This window comes from Pseudomonas bananamidigenes (assembly GCF_001679645.1).
GTDB lineage: Bacteria > Pseudomonadota > Gammaproteobacteria > Pseudomonadales > Pseudomonadaceae > Aquipseudomonas > Aquipseudomonas bananamidigenes.
The window spans coordinates 1-18,584 of sequence record NZ_LRUN01000053.1 but is presented as its reverse complement, the minus strand read 5'-3'; the positions used below and the strand labels follow the sequence as shown (position 1 = coordinate 18,584).

The window sequence follows — 18,584 nt, the reverse complement described above, 5'->3', positions numbered from 1 at the left end:
TGACCTGTTGAATTTCAGGTTAACCAGTGCCGCCAACGGTAACACTCCGGCCCTTGCGGTCAAATTCCGTGAGGTTATCCCGCGGTGCGAAATGTCAGGTTGAAACGCTGTTCGCCCAGTTGCGGATGCCGGCCGTGTTTGATCGGCAGAACACCGTGGTACCGCAGCCGGTCGACGCCACCCCAGATCACCATATCGCCGTGCAGCAGTGAAACGCGCTGACTTCTGTCGCTGCGATTGAATCCCCCGAACAGGAAAATCGCGGGCAAGCCCAATGACAGGGAAACGATGGGCGCCGTGTAGGTGCTTTCGTCCTTGTCCTGATGCAGAGACATTTTTGCGCCGGGGACATAGCGATTGATCAGACAGGAATCCGGCCTGAAGTCATGAAAGCCTGCCTGCAACGCCGCTGCCTGCGCCAGCTCACGAAAGACTGCAGGCATCTCCGGCCAGGGCAGGTGGCTGAGCGGATCTTCGGCCGAATAACGGTAACCGCTGCGATCGGTAATCCAGCCCAAGGCGCCGCAGCTGCTGGTGGCGACCGACATGCTGAAGCCGCCGGGTGTCATCATGTGGCGCAGTGGCGCCCGTTCAATGATCGATTCCAGAGCGGGCAGCAACTGTTCGACACGAGACAGCGCGAAGCCGCGCAGTACCCATGATTGCTCCCCGATCTGCTCGGAGCGGCGGGGCTGCTCGGTGTCGGCGAAGAGGTCCGGATGGTTTTGCATGATGATCAGGTTGCGTCATGAAAGATGATGCCCAGAGTATGCCGTTTTCCGCTGTGCAGGCGACTCACGCCGTGGCGCAGGGTGACGCGATAATCACCGCGCACGCCTTTCACCGGGCGCTGGTTGACTGCGAAGATCAGTGCGTCGCCCTTTCTCAGGTCCATCACCATGGGGCGAGACTGCATTCTGGGGCGTTGCTCGGTCAGGACGAATTCACCACCGCTGAAATCTTCTCCTGGTTCCGACAGAAGTATCGCCACTTGCAGCGGAAAGACATGTTCGCCGTACAGGTCCTGATGCAGACAGTTGTAGTCCTGCGGACCGTATTGCAGCAAGAGCGGGGTAGGCCGCAGTTGACCGGCGGCGTGACAGCGCGCTAGAAATTCGCTGTGCAGCGGCGCAAACCGCTCTGTCAATCCCATCCGCTCGTGCCAGCGATTGGCCAAGGGAACAAGTCGCTGATAAAGCGAACTGCGCAGGCGTTCCACCAGCGGCGGCAGTGGATAGCGCAGATATTTGTATTCGCCGCGCCCGAAGCCGTGACGGGCCATGATGACTTGCGAGCGGAACGGGTCGCTCTGCGGGTAAAGCGCACTCAGGCGGTCACAGGTTTGCGGGGGCAACAGCGAACGGATGATGGCGCAACCGTCTTGATCCAGTTGTTGTTCGAGTGCGATCCAGTCGAGCGTATCGAGGGGAGAGTCAGGTGACTTCGGCATACTGATTCCTTGGCTTGCATCCAGGCGATCAGTCTAGGCAGCACGCGAGGCCGGAGCACTCCGGCGCTTGCGGTCGAATTGTCACCCCGGACTTACAGCGCCTTGCTGACGCTGATGTCGCTGATCACGTCGCCGCTCTGGCCGTGAATGGCATCCAGCGCGGCCTTGGCCTCTTCCGGCGTGCCGTTTTCCAGTTGGGCGAACTCGAAACGGCGCTCGCCGTTGAGTTTGTACTTGATGACGTATTTGGTCGTTTGGGCCACGGTCATGCTTACCTGATTGTGTGGATGGGGGCGTTCAGCTGAGTTTCGAGCTGGAGCGGCGGATGATCTTGATCGAATGGGTCAGGTTCGGCTTGCGTGTCACACTGATCGCCCGGCGGCTGACGGTATCGATGGTGATGTTCCAGAACCCGGTGCTCGGCGCGGTGATACGGGCCGGGAATTTGTCGAACGCGCCACCATGGTAGGTATGACGACCGCCGTTCTTGAAGCTGCGGAAGTTGGCGTCGTTCATCAGACGGATGTTGCAGGTTTGCGAGCACTGGATGACGACGATGTCATCTTCGTTGAGGTGCTCGCGCTGGTGAATGAATTTCATGGGCGCCTCCAGAAGGGCTTTTTCTACAAAATCAAAACGATAGCAAGGACAATTGGCGGCAGTTTATCAGTCCGGACGGGTTATTATCCGGCCGTCGGGCGCTGCTTTGACAATTAAAAACAGTTATTCGCGATTCTGTGTGCGTTAAATGCAATGAACCTTGGAGAAAAATGGCATTCATGCTGTCCGAGGCTCTTTATAGGAGATTCCGTATGAAGTGGGGTGTGGTCATTGTGCCGTTGGCATTGACGATGGGTGGTTGCGCAAGTGTTTCGGAGATCAATGAAACGTTGCCGACCATGAACGTCATTTCCGGCAAGAAGCCCCACGAGTACGCGCAGTGCCTGGCCGACAAGCTGGCGCAAAGTCGCGGCGCCCTGCAAATGGAACCGCACAAGGACGGCGTTCGGGTGATCGTGCCGGGGAAACTGTCGTCAGGCCCGGCGGCGGTGTTTGACATCGAGGATCGCTCGGGTGGCAGCAGCATCAAGCTGCACGAGCGCATGTCCAATGTGCCGATTCGTCCTCGGGATGTACGCAATGCTGCCGAGGCGTGCATTTCCGGCTGATAAACTGTCACTTGTCAGTATCGATGCCGTCCAGGTCATGTCTGGGCGGCATTTTCATTTTCGGAGGTGTGCATGAAGCGGGAACAGGTGCGCGAGCGCCATAAAGAGGGACTGATTGCGGCTACCCATGTGATTCAGAACCCGGCGAATCCGGGGGAATGGATCGTGTTTTTCAAGAAAAGCGCCGGACGCAGCTATTTTCTGGTGGACGAAAATGACGAGGTCGAGTCCTTCGACCGGCTGGACGAACTGATTGAGGTCGTTCGCGGGCTGGGGATCAAGTTCGCCGAAATCCACATGTAGATTTCTATTTGCAGACCACCACGACACTGCGGTTCTTGTAGTTGCCGACGTCGACACCCAGCGTCTTGTCGCTTTCCTTCGGTGCGGGCGTACCGTCGGTGCCGACGATGCGATAGCCCGTGCCGGCGCAGGAAGCATCGGCCTTTTCATAGCAGGCAGCCCAGGAATTGGCTTCACCCGAGCAGTCGATGCTCAGGCCTTGTTCGCCATTGTTCAGATAGGTCGTTTCGGAAGTGGCACAGCCAGCCAGGGCCAGGAGCGCAATCATTGGCAGCATGCGGTACGGGATGCGGGTGTTCATGGCGATGTTGTCTTCGCAAGGAGAGGGATAGACGCTATGACAGCGCCGGCGTGAAAAGGTTATAGCGATTGGCCACGTCTTTGCGGGCAGACGAAAAAAAGCCCTGCACAGCGGCAGGGCCGTTCGATCAGTCCTGATCCTTGCCGCGACGTTTCGGTGCAGCAGGCGTGTATTCAAGCACCGCGGCTACTTCAACCGCCATCGCTTCAGTGGGCAATGGACCGGACACATCTTCGCCGTTGGCGGCGGTGATATGCCAGTGGCCATCTTTCGCCTTGGCGACGGTGTACCCGTTGATGATTTTTGCTGCGGACATCTAGCGGCCTCGTTGGCTGGTTCAAAGGCGTCATGATAACGGGAAACAGGCGAACGGGCGCGGGTCGATGCGGTGTTCCTGAATCTTTGGGCTACGCTGAATGCGCAGGCTCAATGCGCCGATGGAACTATCCGCCAGATTATTTCTCTATGTTGGCATCGGTTAGCCAGTGCGGGGCATTGTAAGGTGCACGCCGCCTGATTAGACTGCGCCGAAACTCGTACACACAGCCCTTTCAAGGACTTATATGATCAAGAAATGCTTGTTCCCAGCAGCCGGTTACGGTACTCGCTTCCTGCCAGCGACTAAGGCCATGCCCAAGGAAATGCTGCCGGTGGTAAACAAGCCACTGATCCAGTACGGCGTCGAAGAGGCTCTGGATGCCGGCCTGAACGAAATCTCCATCGTCACTGGTCGTGGCAAGCGTGCTCTGGAGGACCACTTCGACATCAGCTATGAGCTGGAAAACCAGATCAAAGGCACCGACAAGGAAAAATACCTGGTCGGTATCCGCAAACTGCTGGACGAGTGCTCGTTCTCCTACACCCGCCAGACCGAAATGAAAGGCCTGGGTCACGCGATCCTGACCGGTCGTCCGCTGATCGGCGATGAACCGTTTGCCGTGGTACTGGCAGACGACTTGTGCGTCAACCTTGAAGGCGACGGCGTACTGACCCAGATGGTCAAACTTTACAAGCAGTTCCGCTGCTCGATCATTGCCATCCAGGAAGTCGACCCGTCAGAAACCAGCAAGTACGGCGTCATTGCCGGCGAGATGATCCGTGATGACATCTACCGCGTACACAGCATGGTCGAGAAGCCGAAGCCGGAAGACGCGCCATCGAACCTGGCGATCATCGGTCGTTACATCCTGACTCCGGACATCTTCGACCTGATCGAGCAGACCGAGCCAGGCAAGGGCGGTGAGATCCAGATCACCGACGCTCTGATGAAACAGGCTCAGAACGGCTGCGTAATGGCATACAAGTTCAAGGGCAAGCGTTTCGACTGCGGTGGTGCCGAGGGTTACATCGAGGCCACCAACTTCTGCTTCGAAAACTTCTACAAGACCGGCAAGGCCTACTGATAGCGCCTGATCTGCCTGTACGAGAAAGCCACCTTCGGGTGGCTTTTTCATTTTCCGCCCCTATATCGGCAGGAGTGCTTGCCCAACGGGCGACGGCGCGTATGCTGATCGCCTGCCGAGGAGAAAGAAATGGCCTACGATTTTGACCTTTATGTGATTGGTGCCGGTTCCGGCGGTGTTCGCGCTGCACGATTCGCGGCTGGTTTCGGCGCCAGAGTGGCGGTGGCCGAGAGTCGTTATCTCGGCGGCACTTGCGTCAACGTCGGCTGCGTGCCGAAAAAACTGTTGGTGTACGGCGCGCATTTCGCCGAAGACTTTGAACAGTCCTCGGGTTTCGGCTGGAACCTGGGTGAAGCGGACTTCGACTGGGCGACCCTGATCGCCAACAAGGATCGCGAGATCAATCGCCTGAACGGCATTTATCGCAATCTGCTGGTCAACAGTGGCGTGACCCTGCACGAAGCGCACGCAAAGATCGTGGGCCCCCATGAAGTGGAGGTCGGCGGCGAGCGCTACACCGCGAAAAACATTCTGATCGCCACGGGCGGCTGGCCGCAGATTCCGGAGATTTCGGGGCATGAACATGCGATCAGCTCCAATCAGGCGTTTTTCCTTGAAGAGTTGCCCAAGCGTGTTCTGGTCGTGGGTGGCGGATACATCGCCGTTGAATTCGCCGGAATCTTCCATGGGCTGGGTGCCGAAACCACATTGCTGTATCGCGGCGATCTGTTCCTGCGTGGCTTCGACGGTTCGGTGCGCAAGCACCTTCAGGAAGAGCTGACCAAGCGTGGCATGAACCTTCAGTTCAACGCGGACATCGAGCGAATCGACAAGCAGGCGGATGGCAGCCTGCGGGCAACCCTGAAAGATGGCCGCCAGCTCGAGGTCGATTGCGTGTTCTATGCCACCGGACGACGTCCGATGCTGGACAATCTGGGGCTGGAAAATACTGGCGTCACACTGGATGACAAGGGCTTTATCAAGGTCGATGAGCTGTACCAGACCACCGAGCCGTCGATTCTGGCGTTGGGTGATGTCATCGGTCGCGTTCAATTGACGCCCGTGGCGCTGGCCGAAGGCATGGCAGTAGCGCGACGTCTGTTCAGGCCGGAGCAGTACCGCCCGGTGGATTACAAGATGATCCCGACAGCGGTATTCAGCCAGCCGAACATCGGCACCGTCGGCCTGACGGAAGAGGAGGCGCGGGCAGACGGGCATGAGGTGGTGATTTACGAAAGCCGCTTCCGTCCGATGAAGCTGACCCTGACGGACTGCCAGGAGCGCACGCTGATGAAACTGGTGGTCGATGGCAAGACTGACAAGGTGCTGGGCTGCCACATGGTCGGGCCGGAAGCCGGTGAGATCGTGCAGGGGCTGGCGATTGCGCTGAAGGCCGGCGCGACCAAGCGTGACTTCGACGACACCATCGGGGTGCACCCGACGGCGGCCGAAGAGTTTGTCACCATGCGTACGCCGGTTGGCGCTTAAACGTCCTTTGATGCCGTCGCGTCTGGCGCTGCCTTGACGGCAGCCGCCAGGCGCAACTTCTCCTGGTTCTCGGTCAGTTGCGTGTTCAGTGACTGGTTGAGCTGTTTCTGCTCGTCGACGCTCTGCTTGAGTGTCTGGCTGTCAAGCAGCGCCACGCGCAGGCGCTCTTGAAGAAGCGTGCGCTCACTCTCAACGCTTCGCACTTGCTCCAGTAACTGATCCTGGCGTTGATGATTGTGCTTGAGCTGATCCTGCAGCAGGCTCAGTTCACGAATCGTGCCGCGGTTTTCGGTCAGCAGGCGCTCGTTGTCACGGTGTAGTTGAGTGATTTCGTCCTGGCGCACCAGCGCACTTTGCTGCGCCTGGCGCAACTCCATCTGCAGTTGCTGAACCTGGGCTTCGTGACGGCTCTGTTCCTGCTCGCGCTGCTCCTTGATCGCATTGCGGTAGTGCTCCAGCGCGTCACGTGCGTGCAGGTGTTTTTCTTCCAGCGAGCGGATCTGTTCGTCCTTGTCCTGCAAACGCAATTCAAAGTCAGCCAGCGCCTGGTTCAGGCCGGCATTGCGGGTCTGCTCGGTCTGGAGCATCGAGCGGGTATTGCTCAAGGCTTCGGATTCCCGCGCCAGGGATGCCCCCTGAATTTCGTGCTGATGTTCCAGTTGGCTGAGGGACTGGCGGGTCTCGCTCAATTCGCCTTCCAGAGCCTGGCGTTGTTCCTCGAATTGCTCGCGCGCCCGGTCGATGGGTTCCTGTGCCTGCTCTTTGAGGCGTTGCGCGAGACGGGAAACGAGAGCGGTAAGTTCATCGTCAATCGGTTCCGAGACTGTTTCGGCGGGACCGCTGCCGTCGTCCAGCTCTTTCAGATAGCGGTGGATGGTGGTTTTCGATCCGGTGTTGCCCAGTTCGATGCGTACTGCGTCGATGCTTGGGTGTTCGCCACGGGCGAGGATCGCTGCACGCGCGATCTGCACTACGGCTTTGTTGACGCCGCCACGGGCCATATTGACTCCTTCGATTACGTACTGTGGTACATGCCACTAAAGTACGCAGTGTACCACGCTGGAAATAATGTGAAATGTTTCAAGATAAACGGGCGGGATATACTGGTATTACCCCGTGTGAAACACCAGAATGCGCTTTCCAATCCTGCAATCAGTACATCTGCGAGAGACCTGCCCATGAGCGATCTGGATCGCTATCTGCAAGCCGCCACCCGTGACAACACCCGCCGCAGCTATCGTGCAGCCATTGAGCATTTCGAGACGGTATGGGGCGGGTTTCTGCCCGCGACGGCGGACAGTGTTGCGCGCTATCTGGTGGCTCATGCGGGCGTGCTGTCGGTCAATACACTGAAGCTGCGTCTGTCGGCGCTGGCGCAGTGGCACAACAGCCAGGGGTTCGTCGATCCGACCAAGACGCCGGTGGTGCGCAAGGTGTTCAAGGGCATTCGCGCGTTGCATCCCGTGCAGGAAAAACAAGCCGAGCCGTTACAGTTGCAAGATCTTGAGCAGACCGTTGCCTGGCTTGAGCAGGAAATGAAAGAGGCCCGGGAAAAACAGGATCGGCCGTTGCTGCTACGAGCCTGCCGTGACCGAGCGTTGATTCTTTTGGGTTTCTGGCGTGGGTTTCGTAGTGATGAGCTGTGTCGGGTGCAGATCGAGCACGTCCAGGCCCACGCCGGCAGCGGCATCACCCTTTACTTGCCGCGCAGCAAAGGCGACCGGGAAAACCTGGGTCAGACCTATCAGGCCCCGGCTCTGTTGAAGTTATGTCCGGTGCAGGCGTATATCGAATGGATCACCGAAGCGGCGCTGGTGCGCGGCCCGGTGTTTCGCGCTGTCGACCGTTGGGGAAATCTGAGCGGGGAGGGGTTGCACGCCAACAGTGTGATTCCGCTGTTGCGTCAGGCCCTTGAGCGCGCAGGGATCTGCGCCGAGCGCTACACCAGTCACTCGTTGCGGCGTGGCTTTGCCACCTGGGCCCATCAAAGTGGCTGGGATCTCAAATCGCTGATGAGTTATGTGGGCTGGAAGGATATGAAGTCCGCCATGCGCTATGTTGAAGCAAGCCCTTTTCACGGGATGGCCCGGATTACGGATAAGCCGTTGTCGTCGTAGATATCGTTTTCTTCTATTAATACAGTCAGCTAATAGCGAAAACAAATCAGCAGCATCAGGTTTGCCAATGAGCCATCCGTCGAGTGAGTAGGTAGGATTCACCCATCGAATTCACAACCCTGACGGAGAGTCATCAATGCCTATCATCAACAGCCAAGTAAAACCGTTCAAAGCGACCGCGTTCAAAAACGGCGACTTCGTACAAGTCTCGGACGCTGACCTGAAAGGCAAATGGTCCGTAGTGTTCTTCTACCCGGCCGACTTCACCTTCGTTTGCCCGACCGAGCTGGAAGACCTGGCCGACAACTACGCTGAGTTCAAGAAACTGGGCGTAGAAATCTACAGCGTTTCCACCGACACCCACTTTGCCCACGCTGCCTGGCACAACACCTCGCCAGCCATCGGCAAAATCGAATACACCATGATCGGTGACCCGACTCATGTCATCTCCCGCAACTTCGACGTGCTGATCGAGGAAGCAGGTCTGGCCGACCGTGGCACCTTCGTGATCAACCCTGAAGGCCAGATCAAAATCGTTGAACTGAACGATGGCGGCGTCGGCCGTGACGCTTCCGAGCTGCTGCGCAAGATCAAGGCTGCTCAGTACGTCGCCGCTCACCCAGGTGAAGTCTGCCCGGCCAAGTGGAAAGAAGGCGAGGCCACTCTGGCTCCGTCCCTGGACCTGGTCGGCAAGATCTGAGTCTGTGAGACACGCAACACAGGGCGGGATTTCGCACCTACCCAAGTAAGCTGCACCGCCCAATAGAAAAGCCCGGGCGAGATTCGCTCGGGCTTTTTTTCGCCTCAAATAAAGTCAGGAGATCGCCCGTATGTTGGACGCCAATCTTAAAGCCCAGTTGAAATCGTACCTGGAACGGGTCACCCAGCCGATCGAGATCGTTGCCTCACTCGACGACGGTGCGAAATCCCGTGAAATGCTCGACCTGCTGAAAGACGTTGCCAGTCTTTCGCATCAGATTACCTTGATCGACAGCGGCGACGATGCACGCAAGCCGTCGTTCTCGATCAACCGCCCGGGTGCCGACATCAGCCTGCGTTTCGCCGGCATTCCAATGGGCCATGAATTCACTTCTTTGGTGCTGGCTCTGCTGCAAGTTGGCGGTCACCCATCGAAGGCCAGTGTCGAAGTGATCGAACAGATCCGCTCGCTCAAGGGCGAGTTCAACTTCGAGACGTATTTCTCGCTGTCCTGCCAGAATTGCCCGGACGTGGTCCAGGCGCTGAACCTGATGGCGGTACTGAACCCGAACATCCGCCACGTCGCCATCGATGGCGCGCTGTTCCAGGACGAAGTCAACGATCGCAAGATCATGGCCGTGCCAAGCATTTACCTCAATGGTGAGAACTTCGGTCAGGGTCGCATGGGCCTGGAAGAGATCCTCGCCAGGCTCGACACCGGCGCCATCGAGCGTCAGGCCGAAAAAATCAGCGCCAAGCAAGCCTTTGATGTGCTGGTGGTCGGCGGTGGCCCGGCCGGTGCTTCGGCGGCGATCTATGCGGCGCGTAAAGGCATTCGGACTGGTGTTGCAGCCGAACGCTTCGGCGGCCAGGTGCTGGACACCATGGCCATCGAGAACTTCATTTCCGTGCAGGAAACCGAAGGCCCGAAGCTTGCTGTGGCCCTGGAGGAACACGTCAAGCAGTACGACGTCGACATCATGAACCTGCAACGTGCCGACAAGCTGATTCCGGGCAAGAACGGCGAGCTGCATGAGGTTCATTTCGCCAGCGGCGCGACCCTCAAGGCCAGGAGCGTGATTCTGGCGACCGGCGCACGGTGGCGTGAAATGAACGTACCGGGCGAGCAGGAATACCGCAACAAGGGTGTGGCTTACTGCCCGCATTGCGACGGCCCGCTGTTCAAGGGCAAGCGTGTAGCGGTGATCGGCGGTGGCAACTCCGGCGTCGAGGCAGCGATTGACCTGGCCGGTATCGTATCTCACGTCACATTGCTGGAATTTGACGTACAGCTGCGTGCTGACGCGGTACTGCAACGCAAACTGCACAGCCTGCCGAACGTGACCGTGATCACCAGTGCGCAAACCACTGAAGTCACCGGGGATGGCCAAAAGGTCAACGGTCTGCGGTACAAGGACCGCAAGACCGACGAACTGCGCAACGTGGAACTGGAAGGGATCTTCGTGCAGATCGGTCTGTTGCCTAATACCGATTGGCTCAAAGGCACCATCGAGCTGTCGCCGCGTGGCGAGATCATCGTCGACAACCGGGGTGAAACCTCGATCCCGGGCATCTTCGCTGCCGGTGACGTGACCACTGTGCCGTACAAGCAGATCGTGATTGCGGTGGGTGAGGGCGCCAAGGCTTCCCTCAGCGCCTTCGATCACTTGATCCGTACTTCGGCTCCGGCGTAAATCCCGGACCGAAAAAAGAAAACCCCATCAGCGATGATGGGGTTTTTTCTTTTCAGCTTTTACAGGGGGGCGGGCTGAATGATCTCGACCCAGTAGCCATCCGGATCCTTGATGAACGCCAGGCTTTTCATGCGGCCGTCGGTCAGGCGCTTCTGGAAGTCGCAGCCCAGTTCTTCAAAGCGAGCGCAAGCGGCAACGATATCCGGCACCGAAATACAGATGTGGCCGAAACCACGTGGATCGGTGTTGCCGTTGTGGTAGGCGAAATCCGCATCGTTCTCGGTGCCGTGGTTGTGGGTCAGTTCCAGGATGCCGGGAATCGACTTCATCCATTCGGTACGGGCGGCGGCGTCGGCCGGGATCTGCGATTTGTCCACCAGGGCGAGGAAGTACAGGCTGAATTCCGCTTCCGGGAAATCACGCTTTTCCACCAGCGAGAAACCCAGTACGCGAGTGTAGAAATCCAGCGATTTGGTGATGTCTTTGACGCGCAGCATGGTGTGGTTGAAGACAAAGTTGCGGGTTGCGCTGTCCGGGGTGGCGGTGACGCCAGGGAATGTGTTCAGTTCTTGCAGGCTCATGGGCCCTCCATAACAAATTGGGGCGAGTGAATGGGTGCAATGATACGCATGCGGTGCGGCATCGCCAAACCGAAAGCGCAGGCTTGCCCTGCGGGCAGTTGAGCCCTCACACTTCACGGCTCAATCCGCGAGTGCTTCTGGTAATGATCCGACCGTTCAAATCGCTGTTCGTTTTCTTCGGCTTGTCGCTTCTCACCGCTTCGGCCTTCGCGGATCCGCCAAGCATCACCTGGCCTGCTGGCTGGCAAGTCGAAGCGCTCCCCGAATCGGCGCCGGAAGTTTCCCGTCAGCGAGCGGTAAAAAACGATGCGGATGGCAATCAGGTGATGGTGATGGAATTGACGATGACGCGTGTGCAAACAGGTCATCAGGTCAATTTGCAAGGTGTGTTGCTGGAGATGCGAAAGTCAGTGCAGAAGGGCTTTTTCCAGGGTGGCTACCAGAGCGTCTGCAACAAGATTCATCCAGGTACACTGGGTTCATTGGCGGCGCTTGAAACCACTTGCACGATTACCGAAAACGGACGTCATGTGTTGTCGCAAACATTGGTCGCCGCAGTAGAGGCGCAGAAGGCCTATGTACTTTCGTATGCCGGACAAGCCGAGGTTTACAAGGCCAGCGCGGAGGAAGTAATGGCGGTGAGAAACAGCCTGAAATTTTAGTCAGCTGTTCGGTGATCCTCATTCTGTTAGAAACCTGAAGGGATTAAATACAAAGTTGGGGCCCCTGCGAGGGTGCAACATTCAGAAGCATAGTTCAGCGCAAGCAGCTGTTTGTTTCTGAACTTTCGAGCCGGGAAATTGTTGCATTTGTTAGATATTGTCCAAAAAAAAGCCCTGCATTTGCAGGGCTTTTATGTTTGCGAGGGATTAACCGCGCAACCAGGAATCAACGGTGGCTGCACCGTATTGTTCCTTCCAGGCTTTCAGGCCGCGATGGTTGCCACCCTTGGTCTCGATCAGCTCGCCGGTGTGCGGGTTCTGATAGACCTTGACCACTCGCGCGCGGCGGGTCTTGGGTGCGGTGGCCAGTTGCAGACCGGTTTTTGTCGGGTTCGGATCGAGAATGGCGATGATGTCTTTCAGGCCTTTGCCGTAGGTTTTCATCAGCCCCTGGAGCTTTTCTTCGAATTCGATTTCTTTCTTGAGCCCGGCATCGTTCTTCAGCGATTCCAACTGCTTGAGCTGTTCCTGAAGGGCCTTTTCAGCTGCACGAAATTCAGCGAGTCTGGACAATATCTTTACTCCAATAGTGTGTTTGGCTGATACCAACCGCAAACAAAGCTATAAGCCAAGAGCCTTGTAGCGACTCGGTGATAGTGGCTCACCTGCCAATCTTGCAACAGGCAAGAAAAATTGTAGTAGTTAATGCGGCGGGAGTAAATCCTGACGTTTTCTTTATGTAAAAAACTGCGATGTCTTGTATCAATTTGGTGCGTGCCGACGGTGAGCGCGGATTTATCGTGTCAAGTTAATGATGAGTTAATGCCTCAATGAAATCCATGGCCGGCATGGGTTTGCCGAACAGGTAACCTTGCAGGAAGTTGACGTGATGGGCCGCCAGGTAATCGCACTGAGCTTGTGTTTCCACGCCTTCGGCCACAATCCCCAGGTCGAGTTTTGCGCAAAGTTCGATGACACTGTCCAGAATGTGTCGGGAGAGGGCGTCTTTATCGATCATGGCGACGAACGTCTGGTCGATCTTGAGGAAGTCGACATTGAATGTCCTCAAATAACCCAGGCTCGAATGCCCGGTGCCGAAGTCGTCGATGGCGATCTTCACACCCATGGCCTGCAGTTGTGCAAACAACTGATGAGTGATGTCGCTGGGTTCGATCAGTTCCCGTTCCGTCAACTCGAGTACCAGGTTGATACTGCCGAGTGCGAACGCCGCCAGGAACTCCCGGCAATCTTCCACCAGTTCGAGGTCGTGGCAGTGACTGGCCGTAATGTTGATACCGATGTGGAAGGGGGCCTCGAAGGAAGCAGACAGCGGCCCGAGCAGCGCGGCGGTCTGCTGCATCAATGAACGGGTCATCGGCACGATCAAGCCGGAATGTTCGGCGAAGGGGATGAACAGATCAGGGCGTACCAGGCCTTCCTTGGGATGATTCCAGCGCATCAGCACTTCGCACCCCGACCAGCGTTTGCTGTCGCCATAGACCACCGGTTGAAAGTAGGGAATGAACTCTCCCGACTCCAGCGCGCGCAGCATTTCATGACTGGGGGAGGCCGCACGGTTCTGCACGATGTAACCGATCGCCCCGGAAACCGCACCAAAGAAAATCAACAGACTGAACAACGGCGGGTATTCGTCGCTCATGTAAGTCCAGGTTTCATGTTCGGGAAAACCGGCCCTCACCGTGTAGGCATAGTGTGGAGAGTTCAACGTGCTCTGGGCCACCGGAAGTTCTGGAAGGACGCTTTGATGCACCTTGCCGTCGGCAGAAAGCCAATTGTTGCCGACCTGCAGCAACAACAATGTCTGCCGGCCGATCAGGCGCAGGATGTTGCTCAAGTGATAGCCGTCCAGCGTCGTCAGCGCCCCCCCTCGGCCATCGCTCAGTCGATACACCAGCAGCGCCGTATCAGGCGTAACCGGGTTGCCGTTCATGAGCCATAACTTGCCTTGGGCGTAGTCGCCCGGATTGACGGTTTCCTTGAAGTTGCCGAACAGCGAGCTGCAATAAAGGTTGTTGTCCCACACCAGATTGGTCGAACGCACAAAGGGGCGGCGGGTGACCTGTTCGCGCAACGCCAGTTTGACGTCCTCGCAGCTCTGGCCCGCCAGCGGCAGCAACTCGCGGGCGGACTGGGCGGTGTTGTCGAGCATCAGATCGAATTGGCGCAGGGCTTCCTCTGCGGTTTGCCGGGCGCTCTGTTCCAGCGTGCGTTCGGCCTGCATATGAAGAATGACGGTACCGATGATGATCGGCAGCAAACCGCACAAAAGCGTCACGATGATTCGGGTACTGCGTTTGCGGCGGGGCCTGGCGGTCAGAGGCATGGGGGCATCCTGTCGCGACGGTGTGGTGCGCTCGATTGCAGGCGGGGCAAGGCTGCACCTTCCGGAAAACCTTGGGTCTGTGCCCATGATAGATGGCCGCTGGAGCTTGCGCCGCTCAACGGAAATTCAATGTTGTCGCCAGTTTGATGAAAGCCAAGGTAGCGGGAGAGGCCTGGCGTTGATCGAGCACAGCCAGGCCGATGTGTCTATGCACGGCTGGTGATAACGGCTTCTTCAAATAAAGCGGTTCCGGTTCGTCAGGCAGTGAACCTTCGGCAACGATCGTGATGGCATCGCCGCGACTCACGGTATCGAGGGTGCTCAGCAGTTGCGAGCAGCGGTAACGGATATTCGGGCTCAGCCTTGCCGCGTTGAACAGGCGTGAAACCAGTTCCGAAGAGCCGGCTTCGGTGAGTACGAACGGGTCGTTGCACAGGTCTTTCAGGTTCAGCTCCGCTCGTGTCGCCAGAGGATGGCCCGGCGCAAGCAGGGCAACCATCTGGTCTTCCATCAGATCAAACGTATCGAAGCGTTCTTCGGGCAGCACCACGAAGCCGACATCGATCCGTCGTTCATCAAGCCACTGAATCACCTGACGATCCGGCCCTTCGTCGATATGAACCTCGATACCCGGGTGCGCCTGGCGGAAATGCCTGAGGATGAGCGGCAGCAGCCTGATCGAAGAGGTCGGGCCGAACGAGCCAATACGCAGGGTGCCGCTTTTCAGCCCGCGCGCATCGGCGGCCTCCTGGCGCAATGTGTTGGCCAGGCCGAGCATGGCGCGAGCACGCAGCAGCAATTGCTGGCCAATGTCGCTGAGCTCTACCTGCGATTGATGCCGACGCAACAGTTCGACGCCCAGTTCCTGCTCCAGCGACTTCAAGGCATGGGACACCGCCGATTGGGAGATCCCCAGACGATGAGCGGCGAGGGTGAAACCGCGCAGTTCGGCCACCACAGAGAAGATTTCGAGCTGGGTCAGGGTCATGAGCAAAAACTCATTTTACGATGATTTGAAATTACCCGAATGATACGGCATTCGTCAGTTACGTCGTCGAGAGTGTCATGAATAGTCGTGAATCAGCGCCCCCGGTGGTCTCGGACATGCCCGTCTGTCTGAACCTGGCTATGGTCAGCATGATCTGGGGCGGGACCTGGGTGGCCGGGCGATTTCTGGCCGGCGGTCTGAGCCCGATACTCGCTGCCAGTCTCAGGTTCCTGCTGGCCAGCGTCGCGCTGCTCGGTTTTTTGCGGCTGGCCCGGATTCCCTTCGCACGCCCGAATGCCGGGCAATGGCTGCAACTGGCATTGCTGGGTTTCTTCGGGATTTTCTTTTACAACCTGTGCTTTTTTTACGGTCTGCAATACATCAATGCGTCGCGTGCCTCGCTGATCGTTGCGTTGAATCCGGCGGTGATCGGCCTGGCGTCCTGGCTGTTGTTCAAGGAGCGTCTGAGTCGACTGAAAGTCCTCGGGATTCTGATCTGCATCTGTGGTGCCGGTGTGGTGATCATCAGCCGTAATCCGCAACTGCTGGCCGCGACGCCAGGCGCCTGGATCGGCGATCTGCTGATTTTCGGATGCGTGTTGAGCTGGGGTGTTTACTCGCTGTTTTCCCGCAGCCTCAACCAGAGCATCGGCCCGTTGCAGACGGTGACCTTTTCGATTCTGCTCGGCACGCTGATGCTCTGGGCGCTGGCTGCCGTTCGCGGCGAAGTGAGCGGGGCGGCGGTGGCGGATCTGGGGATCACGCAGTGGCTGAGTCTGATCTATCTCGGGGTGTTGGGATCGGCCCTGGCCTACATCGGTTACTACGATGGCATCCGCAAAATCGGCGCCACCCGCTCCGGCGTGTTCATTGCGCTCAATCCGCTGACCGCCGTGCTGGCCGGTGCCGTCCTGCTGGGCGAGCAGCTGACGATGTCCATGTGTGTGGGCGGTGTGCTGATTCTGGCGGGCATCTGGCTGTGCAACAAACCCCTTGCACCGGGCGGAAAAAAGCGGATTTTATAGAGAGGGCAGACAACCTGTTTTACGCTGTGTAGAATCCGGTTACGCATACAATAATAATCGTCTTCTGGCAGCAGAAGCCTCGCCCGCAAGAGCCTTGGGTCGACAATGAAGATATTCGGGTTTCAACTGATCTACGGTGACTTCCTCGCCCGCAGTGTGCGTGGCATCTCCTGTGCGCCGCCCACCGGCCTCAGCATTACTGACAAATAACTCTGGTTAATTGATAAGAATGATGAGGCGCCAACCATGGCAGATTTATACGAAAACCCAATGGGCCTGATGGGCTTCGAGTTCATCGAGTTCGCATCGCCGACCCCCGGCACCCTGGAGCCGATCTTCGAGATCATGGGCTTCACCAAGGTCGCGACCCACCGTTCCAAGAACGTGCACCTGTATCGCCAGGGCGCGATCAACCTGATCCTCAACAATGAACCCCACAGCGTGGCTTCGTACTTCGCCGCCGAGCACGGTCCGTCGGTGTGCGGCATGGCGTTCCGGGTCAAGGATTCGCAGAAGGCCTACAAACGCGCGCTGGAACTCGGCGCCCAGCCGATCCACATTGAAACCGGCCCGATGGAGCTGAATCTGCCGGCGATCAAAGGCATTGGTGGCGCGCCGCTGTACCTGATCGACCGTTTCGGTGAAGGCAGCTCGATCTATGACATCGACTTCGTGTTCCTCGAAGGCGTTGATCGCAACCCGGTCGGTGCCGGCCTGAAGATCATCGACCACCTGACTCACAACGTGTATCGCGGCCGCATGGCCTACTGGGCGAACTTCTACGAGAAGCTGTTCAACTTCCGCGAGATCCGCTACTTCGACATCAAGGGCGAATACACCGGCCTGACCTCCAAAGCGATGACCGCGCCGGACGGCATGATCCGCATCCCGCTCAACGAAGAATCGTCGAAGGGCGCCGGGCAGATCGAAGAGTTCCTGATGCAGTTCAACGGTGAGGGTATCCAGCACGTGGCGTTCCTCACCGACGACCTGGTCAAGACCTGGGACGCGCTGAAGAAGATCGGCATGCGCTTCATGACCGCACCGCCGGACACCTACTACGAAATGCTCGAAGGGCGCCTGCCGAACCATGGCGAACCGGTTGAAGCACTGCAATCGCGCGGTATCCTGCTCGATGGCGCTTCGGACAAGAACGACAAGCGTCTGCTGCTGCAGATCTTCTCGGAAACCCTGATGGGCCCGGTGTTCTTCGAATTCATCCAGCGCAAGGGCGACGATGGTTTCGGCGAAGGCAACTTCAAGGCACTGTTCGAATCGATCGAGCGTGACCAGGTGCGTCGTGGCGTACTCGCCACCGAGTAACCTGCAGATGTGAAAAAGCCCGGCCTGCCATCGTGCAGGCCGGGCTTTTTATTGCACGTCTTACGGGCGTCGCTGGCGCATCAGGTGCTTGAACCCCTCGAACACCAGCACCACCACCGCGAGCCAGATCGGGATATAGGTCAACCATTCGCCAGCCTTGATGCTCTCGCCAAGCAACAGTGCCACGCCCAGCAACAACACCGGCTCGACGTAACTGAGCAGACCGAACAGGCTGAACGGCAGCAAACGGCTGGCGATGATGTACACCACCAGTGCCGACGCACTGATCAGGCCCAGCAACGGAATCAGCCAAGTCAGAGCCGGGTATTGATCGAACACGCCGAAGCCCTGTTCGCCGCTGTGCACGAACCAGTACGCCACCGGCAGCATCAGGGTCATGTCGACCCACAGGCCGCCGAGGTTGTCGGCCTTCAGGCGTTTGCGCAGGACGAAATACAGCGGATAGCCGATGACGACCACCAGCGTCGCCCAGGAGAATCCGCCGACCTGATACAACTCGTTCAGCACGCCGAGGCTGGCAAAAAACACCGCGATCTTTTGCAGGTACGACAGACTTTCGCCATAAGCGATGCGGCCCGTCAGCACCATGGCCAGCGGCAACAGAAAATAGCCCAGCGACACATCAAGGCTGTAACCGTTGAGCGGTGCCCACATGAACAGCCACAACTGCACGCCGAGCAGCGCCGACGAGAGGATCAGGCCACCGATCAGCTTCGGATGGTGCACAACCCGGCGCAGCAACTCCAGCACACGCCGCCATTCACCGGACAACAACATGAACAAGGTCATGCAGGGCACGGTCAGCAGCATCCGCCAACCGTAGATTTCCACGCCGCTCAGCGGAGTGAGCAACGAGGTGTAGTAATACATGACGGCAAACAGCGTGGAGGCTGTTACCGATAGAGCGATACCTTTAGACAAACTGTCCTCGCGGGGTGATGGGCAAACGGGCGCGCAGGATACGTGGTTTTTGTGCTGAATATTGGTCGAGTGCTCAATATTTCCAACAATCAAAA

22 protein-coding genes are annotated in these 18,584 nt (G+C 57.9%); 10 read left to right on the top strand and 12 right to left on the bottom strand.

From position 1 onward, the window contains the following. Positions 1 to 74: 74 nt before the first annotated feature. The 4 genes from alkB to BBF94_RS18900 form a co-directional block, all read right to left on the bottom strand. On the bottom strand, positions 75 to 731 hold the full coding sequence (alkB, locus tag BBF94_RS18910; RefSeq protein ID WP_065260502.1) for a DNA oxidative demethylase AlkB: 657 nt from the start codon (positions 729 to 731) through the stop codon (positions 75 to 77). Between the two features lie 5 nt (positions 732 to 736). After that, on the bottom strand, positions 737 to 1,450 hold the full coding sequence (locus BBF94_RS18905; protein WP_065260501.1) for a 2OG-Fe(II) oxygenase: 714 nt from the start codon (positions 1,448 to 1,450) through the stop codon (positions 737 to 739). A 92-nt stretch (positions 1,451 to 1,542) separates the two neighbouring features. Then, positions 1,543 to 1,719 (bottom strand): hypothetical protein, encoded by a 177-nt coding sequence (locus BBF94_RS28025; RefSeq protein WP_176704475.1) that lies wholly within the window; start codon positions 1,717 to 1,719, stop codon positions 1,543 to 1,545. A gap of 28 nt (positions 1,720 to 1,747) precedes the next feature. Continuing rightward, positions 1,748 to 2,050 carry a DUF1883 domain-containing protein gene (locus tag BBF94_RS18900; RefSeq protein ID WP_065260500.1) on the bottom strand — a complete coding sequence of 101 codons (303 nt, stop codon included), beginning with the start codon at positions 2,048 to 2,050 and terminating at the stop codon, positions 1,748 to 1,750. Between the two features lie 212 nt (positions 2,051 to 2,262). Between BBF94_RS18900 and BBF94_RS18895 the strand changes: the two genes are divergently transcribed. Both BBF94_RS18895 and BBF94_RS18890 read left to right on the top strand, forming a co-directional pair. Next, positions 2,263 to 2,619: a hypothetical protein gene (locus BBF94_RS18895; protein WP_065260499.1), complete on the top strand. Its 357-nt coding sequence runs from the start codon at positions 2,263 to 2,265 to the stop codon at positions 2,617 to 2,619. A 72-nt stretch (positions 2,620 to 2,691) separates the two neighbouring features. Then, on the top strand, positions 2,692 to 2,922 hold the full coding sequence (locus BBF94_RS18890) for a hypothetical protein (RefSeq protein WP_065260498.1): 231 nt from the start codon (positions 2,692 to 2,694) through the stop codon (positions 2,920 to 2,922). 4 nt (positions 2,923 to 2,926) lie between these two features. On the opposite strand, the gene BBF94_RS18885 is transcribed toward BBF94_RS18890, so the two are convergent. Together BBF94_RS18885 and BBF94_RS18880 are read right to left on the bottom strand one after the other, a co-directional pair. Beyond that, positions 2,927 to 3,223, bottom strand: a complete 297-nt coding sequence (locus BBF94_RS18885; RefSeq protein ID WP_065260497.1) for a hypothetical protein — start codon at positions 3,221 to 3,223, stop codon at positions 2,927 to 2,929. 127 nt (positions 3,224 to 3,350) lie between these two features. Next, positions 3,351 to 3,539, bottom strand: coding sequence for a hypothetical protein (locus tag BBF94_RS18880; protein WP_065260496.1), 189 nt, complete (start codon positions 3,537 to 3,539; stop codon positions 3,351 to 3,353). Positions 3,540 to 3,786: 247 nt separating this feature from the next. On the opposite strand from BBF94_RS18880, the gene galU reads away from it, so the two are divergent. Both galU and gorA read left to right on the top strand, forming a co-directional pair. After that, a complete protein-coding gene (gene galU / locus BBF94_RS18875; protein WP_065260495.1) occupies positions 3,787 to 4,626 on the top strand; it encodes a UTP--glucose-1-phosphate uridylyltransferase GalU in 840 nt (279 codons plus the stop codon). Between the two features lie 129 nt (positions 4,627 to 4,755). Continuing rightward, complete coding sequence (gene gorA / locus BBF94_RS18870; RefSeq protein WP_065260494.1) at positions 4,756 to 6,114, top strand: glutathione-disulfide reductase; 1,359 nt, start codon at positions 4,756 to 4,758, stop codon at positions 6,112 to 6,114. On the opposite strand, the gene BBF94_RS18865 is transcribed toward gorA, so the two are convergent. Further along, positions 6,111 to 7,115: a DNA-binding protein gene (locus BBF94_RS18865; protein WP_065260493.1), complete on the bottom strand. Its 1,005-nt coding sequence runs from the start codon at positions 7,113 to 7,115 to the stop codon at positions 6,111 to 6,113. The genes gorA and BBF94_RS18865 overlap by 4 nt on opposite strands. 177 nt (positions 7,116 to 7,292) lie before the next feature. Between BBF94_RS18865 and BBF94_RS18860 the strand changes: the two genes are divergently transcribed. From BBF94_RS18860 to ahpF, 3 genes are all read left to right on the top strand, one after another. Further along, on the top strand, positions 7,293 to 8,231 hold the full coding sequence (locus BBF94_RS18860) for a site-specific integrase (RefSeq protein ID WP_065260492.1): 939 nt from the start codon (positions 7,293 to 7,295) through the stop codon (positions 8,229 to 8,231). A 136-nt stretch (positions 8,232 to 8,367) separates the two neighbouring features. Then, positions 8,368 to 8,931 (top strand): alkyl hydroperoxide reductase subunit C, encoded by a 564-nt coding sequence (gene ahpC, locus BBF94_RS18855; RefSeq protein WP_016774916.1) that lies wholly within the window; start codon positions 8,368 to 8,370, stop codon positions 8,929 to 8,931. Between the two features lie 130 nt (positions 8,932 to 9,061). Further along, positions 9,062 to 10,624: an alkyl hydroperoxide reductase subunit F gene (ahpF, locus tag BBF94_RS18850; protein WP_065260491.1), complete on the top strand. Its 1,563-nt coding sequence runs from the start codon at positions 9,062 to 9,064 to the stop codon at positions 10,622 to 10,624. 59 nt (positions 10,625 to 10,683) lie between these two features. Here the strand turns inward: ahpF and gloA are convergent, their stop codons facing one another. Next, a complete protein-coding gene (gene gloA / locus BBF94_RS18845) occupies positions 10,684 to 11,205 on the bottom strand; it encodes a lactoylglutathione lyase (RefSeq protein WP_065260490.1) in 522 nt (173 codons plus the stop codon). Between the two features lie 143 nt (positions 11,206 to 11,348). Between gloA and BBF94_RS18840 the strand changes: the two genes are divergently transcribed. Next, entirely contained in the window at positions 11,349 to 11,867 is a 519-nt protein-coding gene (locus BBF94_RS18840) for a DUF4946 domain-containing protein (protein ID WP_065260489.1), read from the top strand. A 207-nt stretch (positions 11,868 to 12,074) separates the two neighbouring features. Here the strand turns inward: BBF94_RS18840 and BBF94_RS18835 are convergent, their stop codons facing one another. The 3 genes from BBF94_RS18835 to BBF94_RS18825 all read right to left on the bottom strand — a co-directional run bounded on the left by BBF94_RS18835 (position 12,075) and on the right by BBF94_RS18825 (position 15,199). Beyond that, positions 12,075 to 12,440 (bottom strand): histone-like nucleoid-structuring protein, MvaT/MvaU family, encoded by a 366-nt coding sequence (locus tag BBF94_RS18835; protein WP_065260488.1) that lies wholly within the window; start codon positions 12,438 to 12,440, stop codon positions 12,075 to 12,077. Between the two features lie 235 nt (positions 12,441 to 12,675). Next, positions 12,676 to 14,211 (bottom strand): EAL domain-containing protein, encoded by a 1,536-nt coding sequence (locus tag BBF94_RS18830; protein WP_065260487.1) that lies wholly within the window; start codon positions 14,209 to 14,211, stop codon positions 12,676 to 12,678. 115 nt (positions 14,212 to 14,326) lie between these two features. Continuing rightward, on the bottom strand, positions 14,327 to 15,199 hold the full coding sequence (locus tag BBF94_RS18825) for a LysR family transcriptional regulator (RefSeq protein ID WP_065260486.1): 873 nt from the start codon (positions 15,197 to 15,199) through the stop codon (positions 14,327 to 14,329). A gap of 116 nt (positions 15,200 to 15,315) precedes the next feature. Between BBF94_RS18825 and BBF94_RS18820 the strand changes: the two genes are divergently transcribed. Continuing rightward, entirely contained in the window at positions 15,316 to 16,224 is a 909-nt protein-coding gene (locus BBF94_RS18820) for a DMT family transporter (RefSeq protein WP_176704474.1), read from the top strand. 246 nt (positions 16,225 to 16,470) lie between these two features. Continuing rightward, a complete protein-coding gene (gene hppD / locus BBF94_RS18815; protein ID WP_065260484.1) occupies positions 16,471 to 17,547 on the top strand; it encodes a 4-hydroxyphenylpyruvate dioxygenase in 1,077 nt (358 codons plus the stop codon). A gap of 60 nt (positions 17,548 to 17,607) precedes the next feature. Here the strand turns inward: hppD and rarD are convergent, their stop codons facing one another. Further along, entirely contained in the window at positions 17,608 to 18,489 is an 882-nt protein-coding gene (rarD, locus tag BBF94_RS18810; RefSeq protein ID WP_065260483.1) for an EamA family transporter RarD, read from the bottom strand. Positions 18,490 to 18,584: the final 95 nt, after the last annotated feature.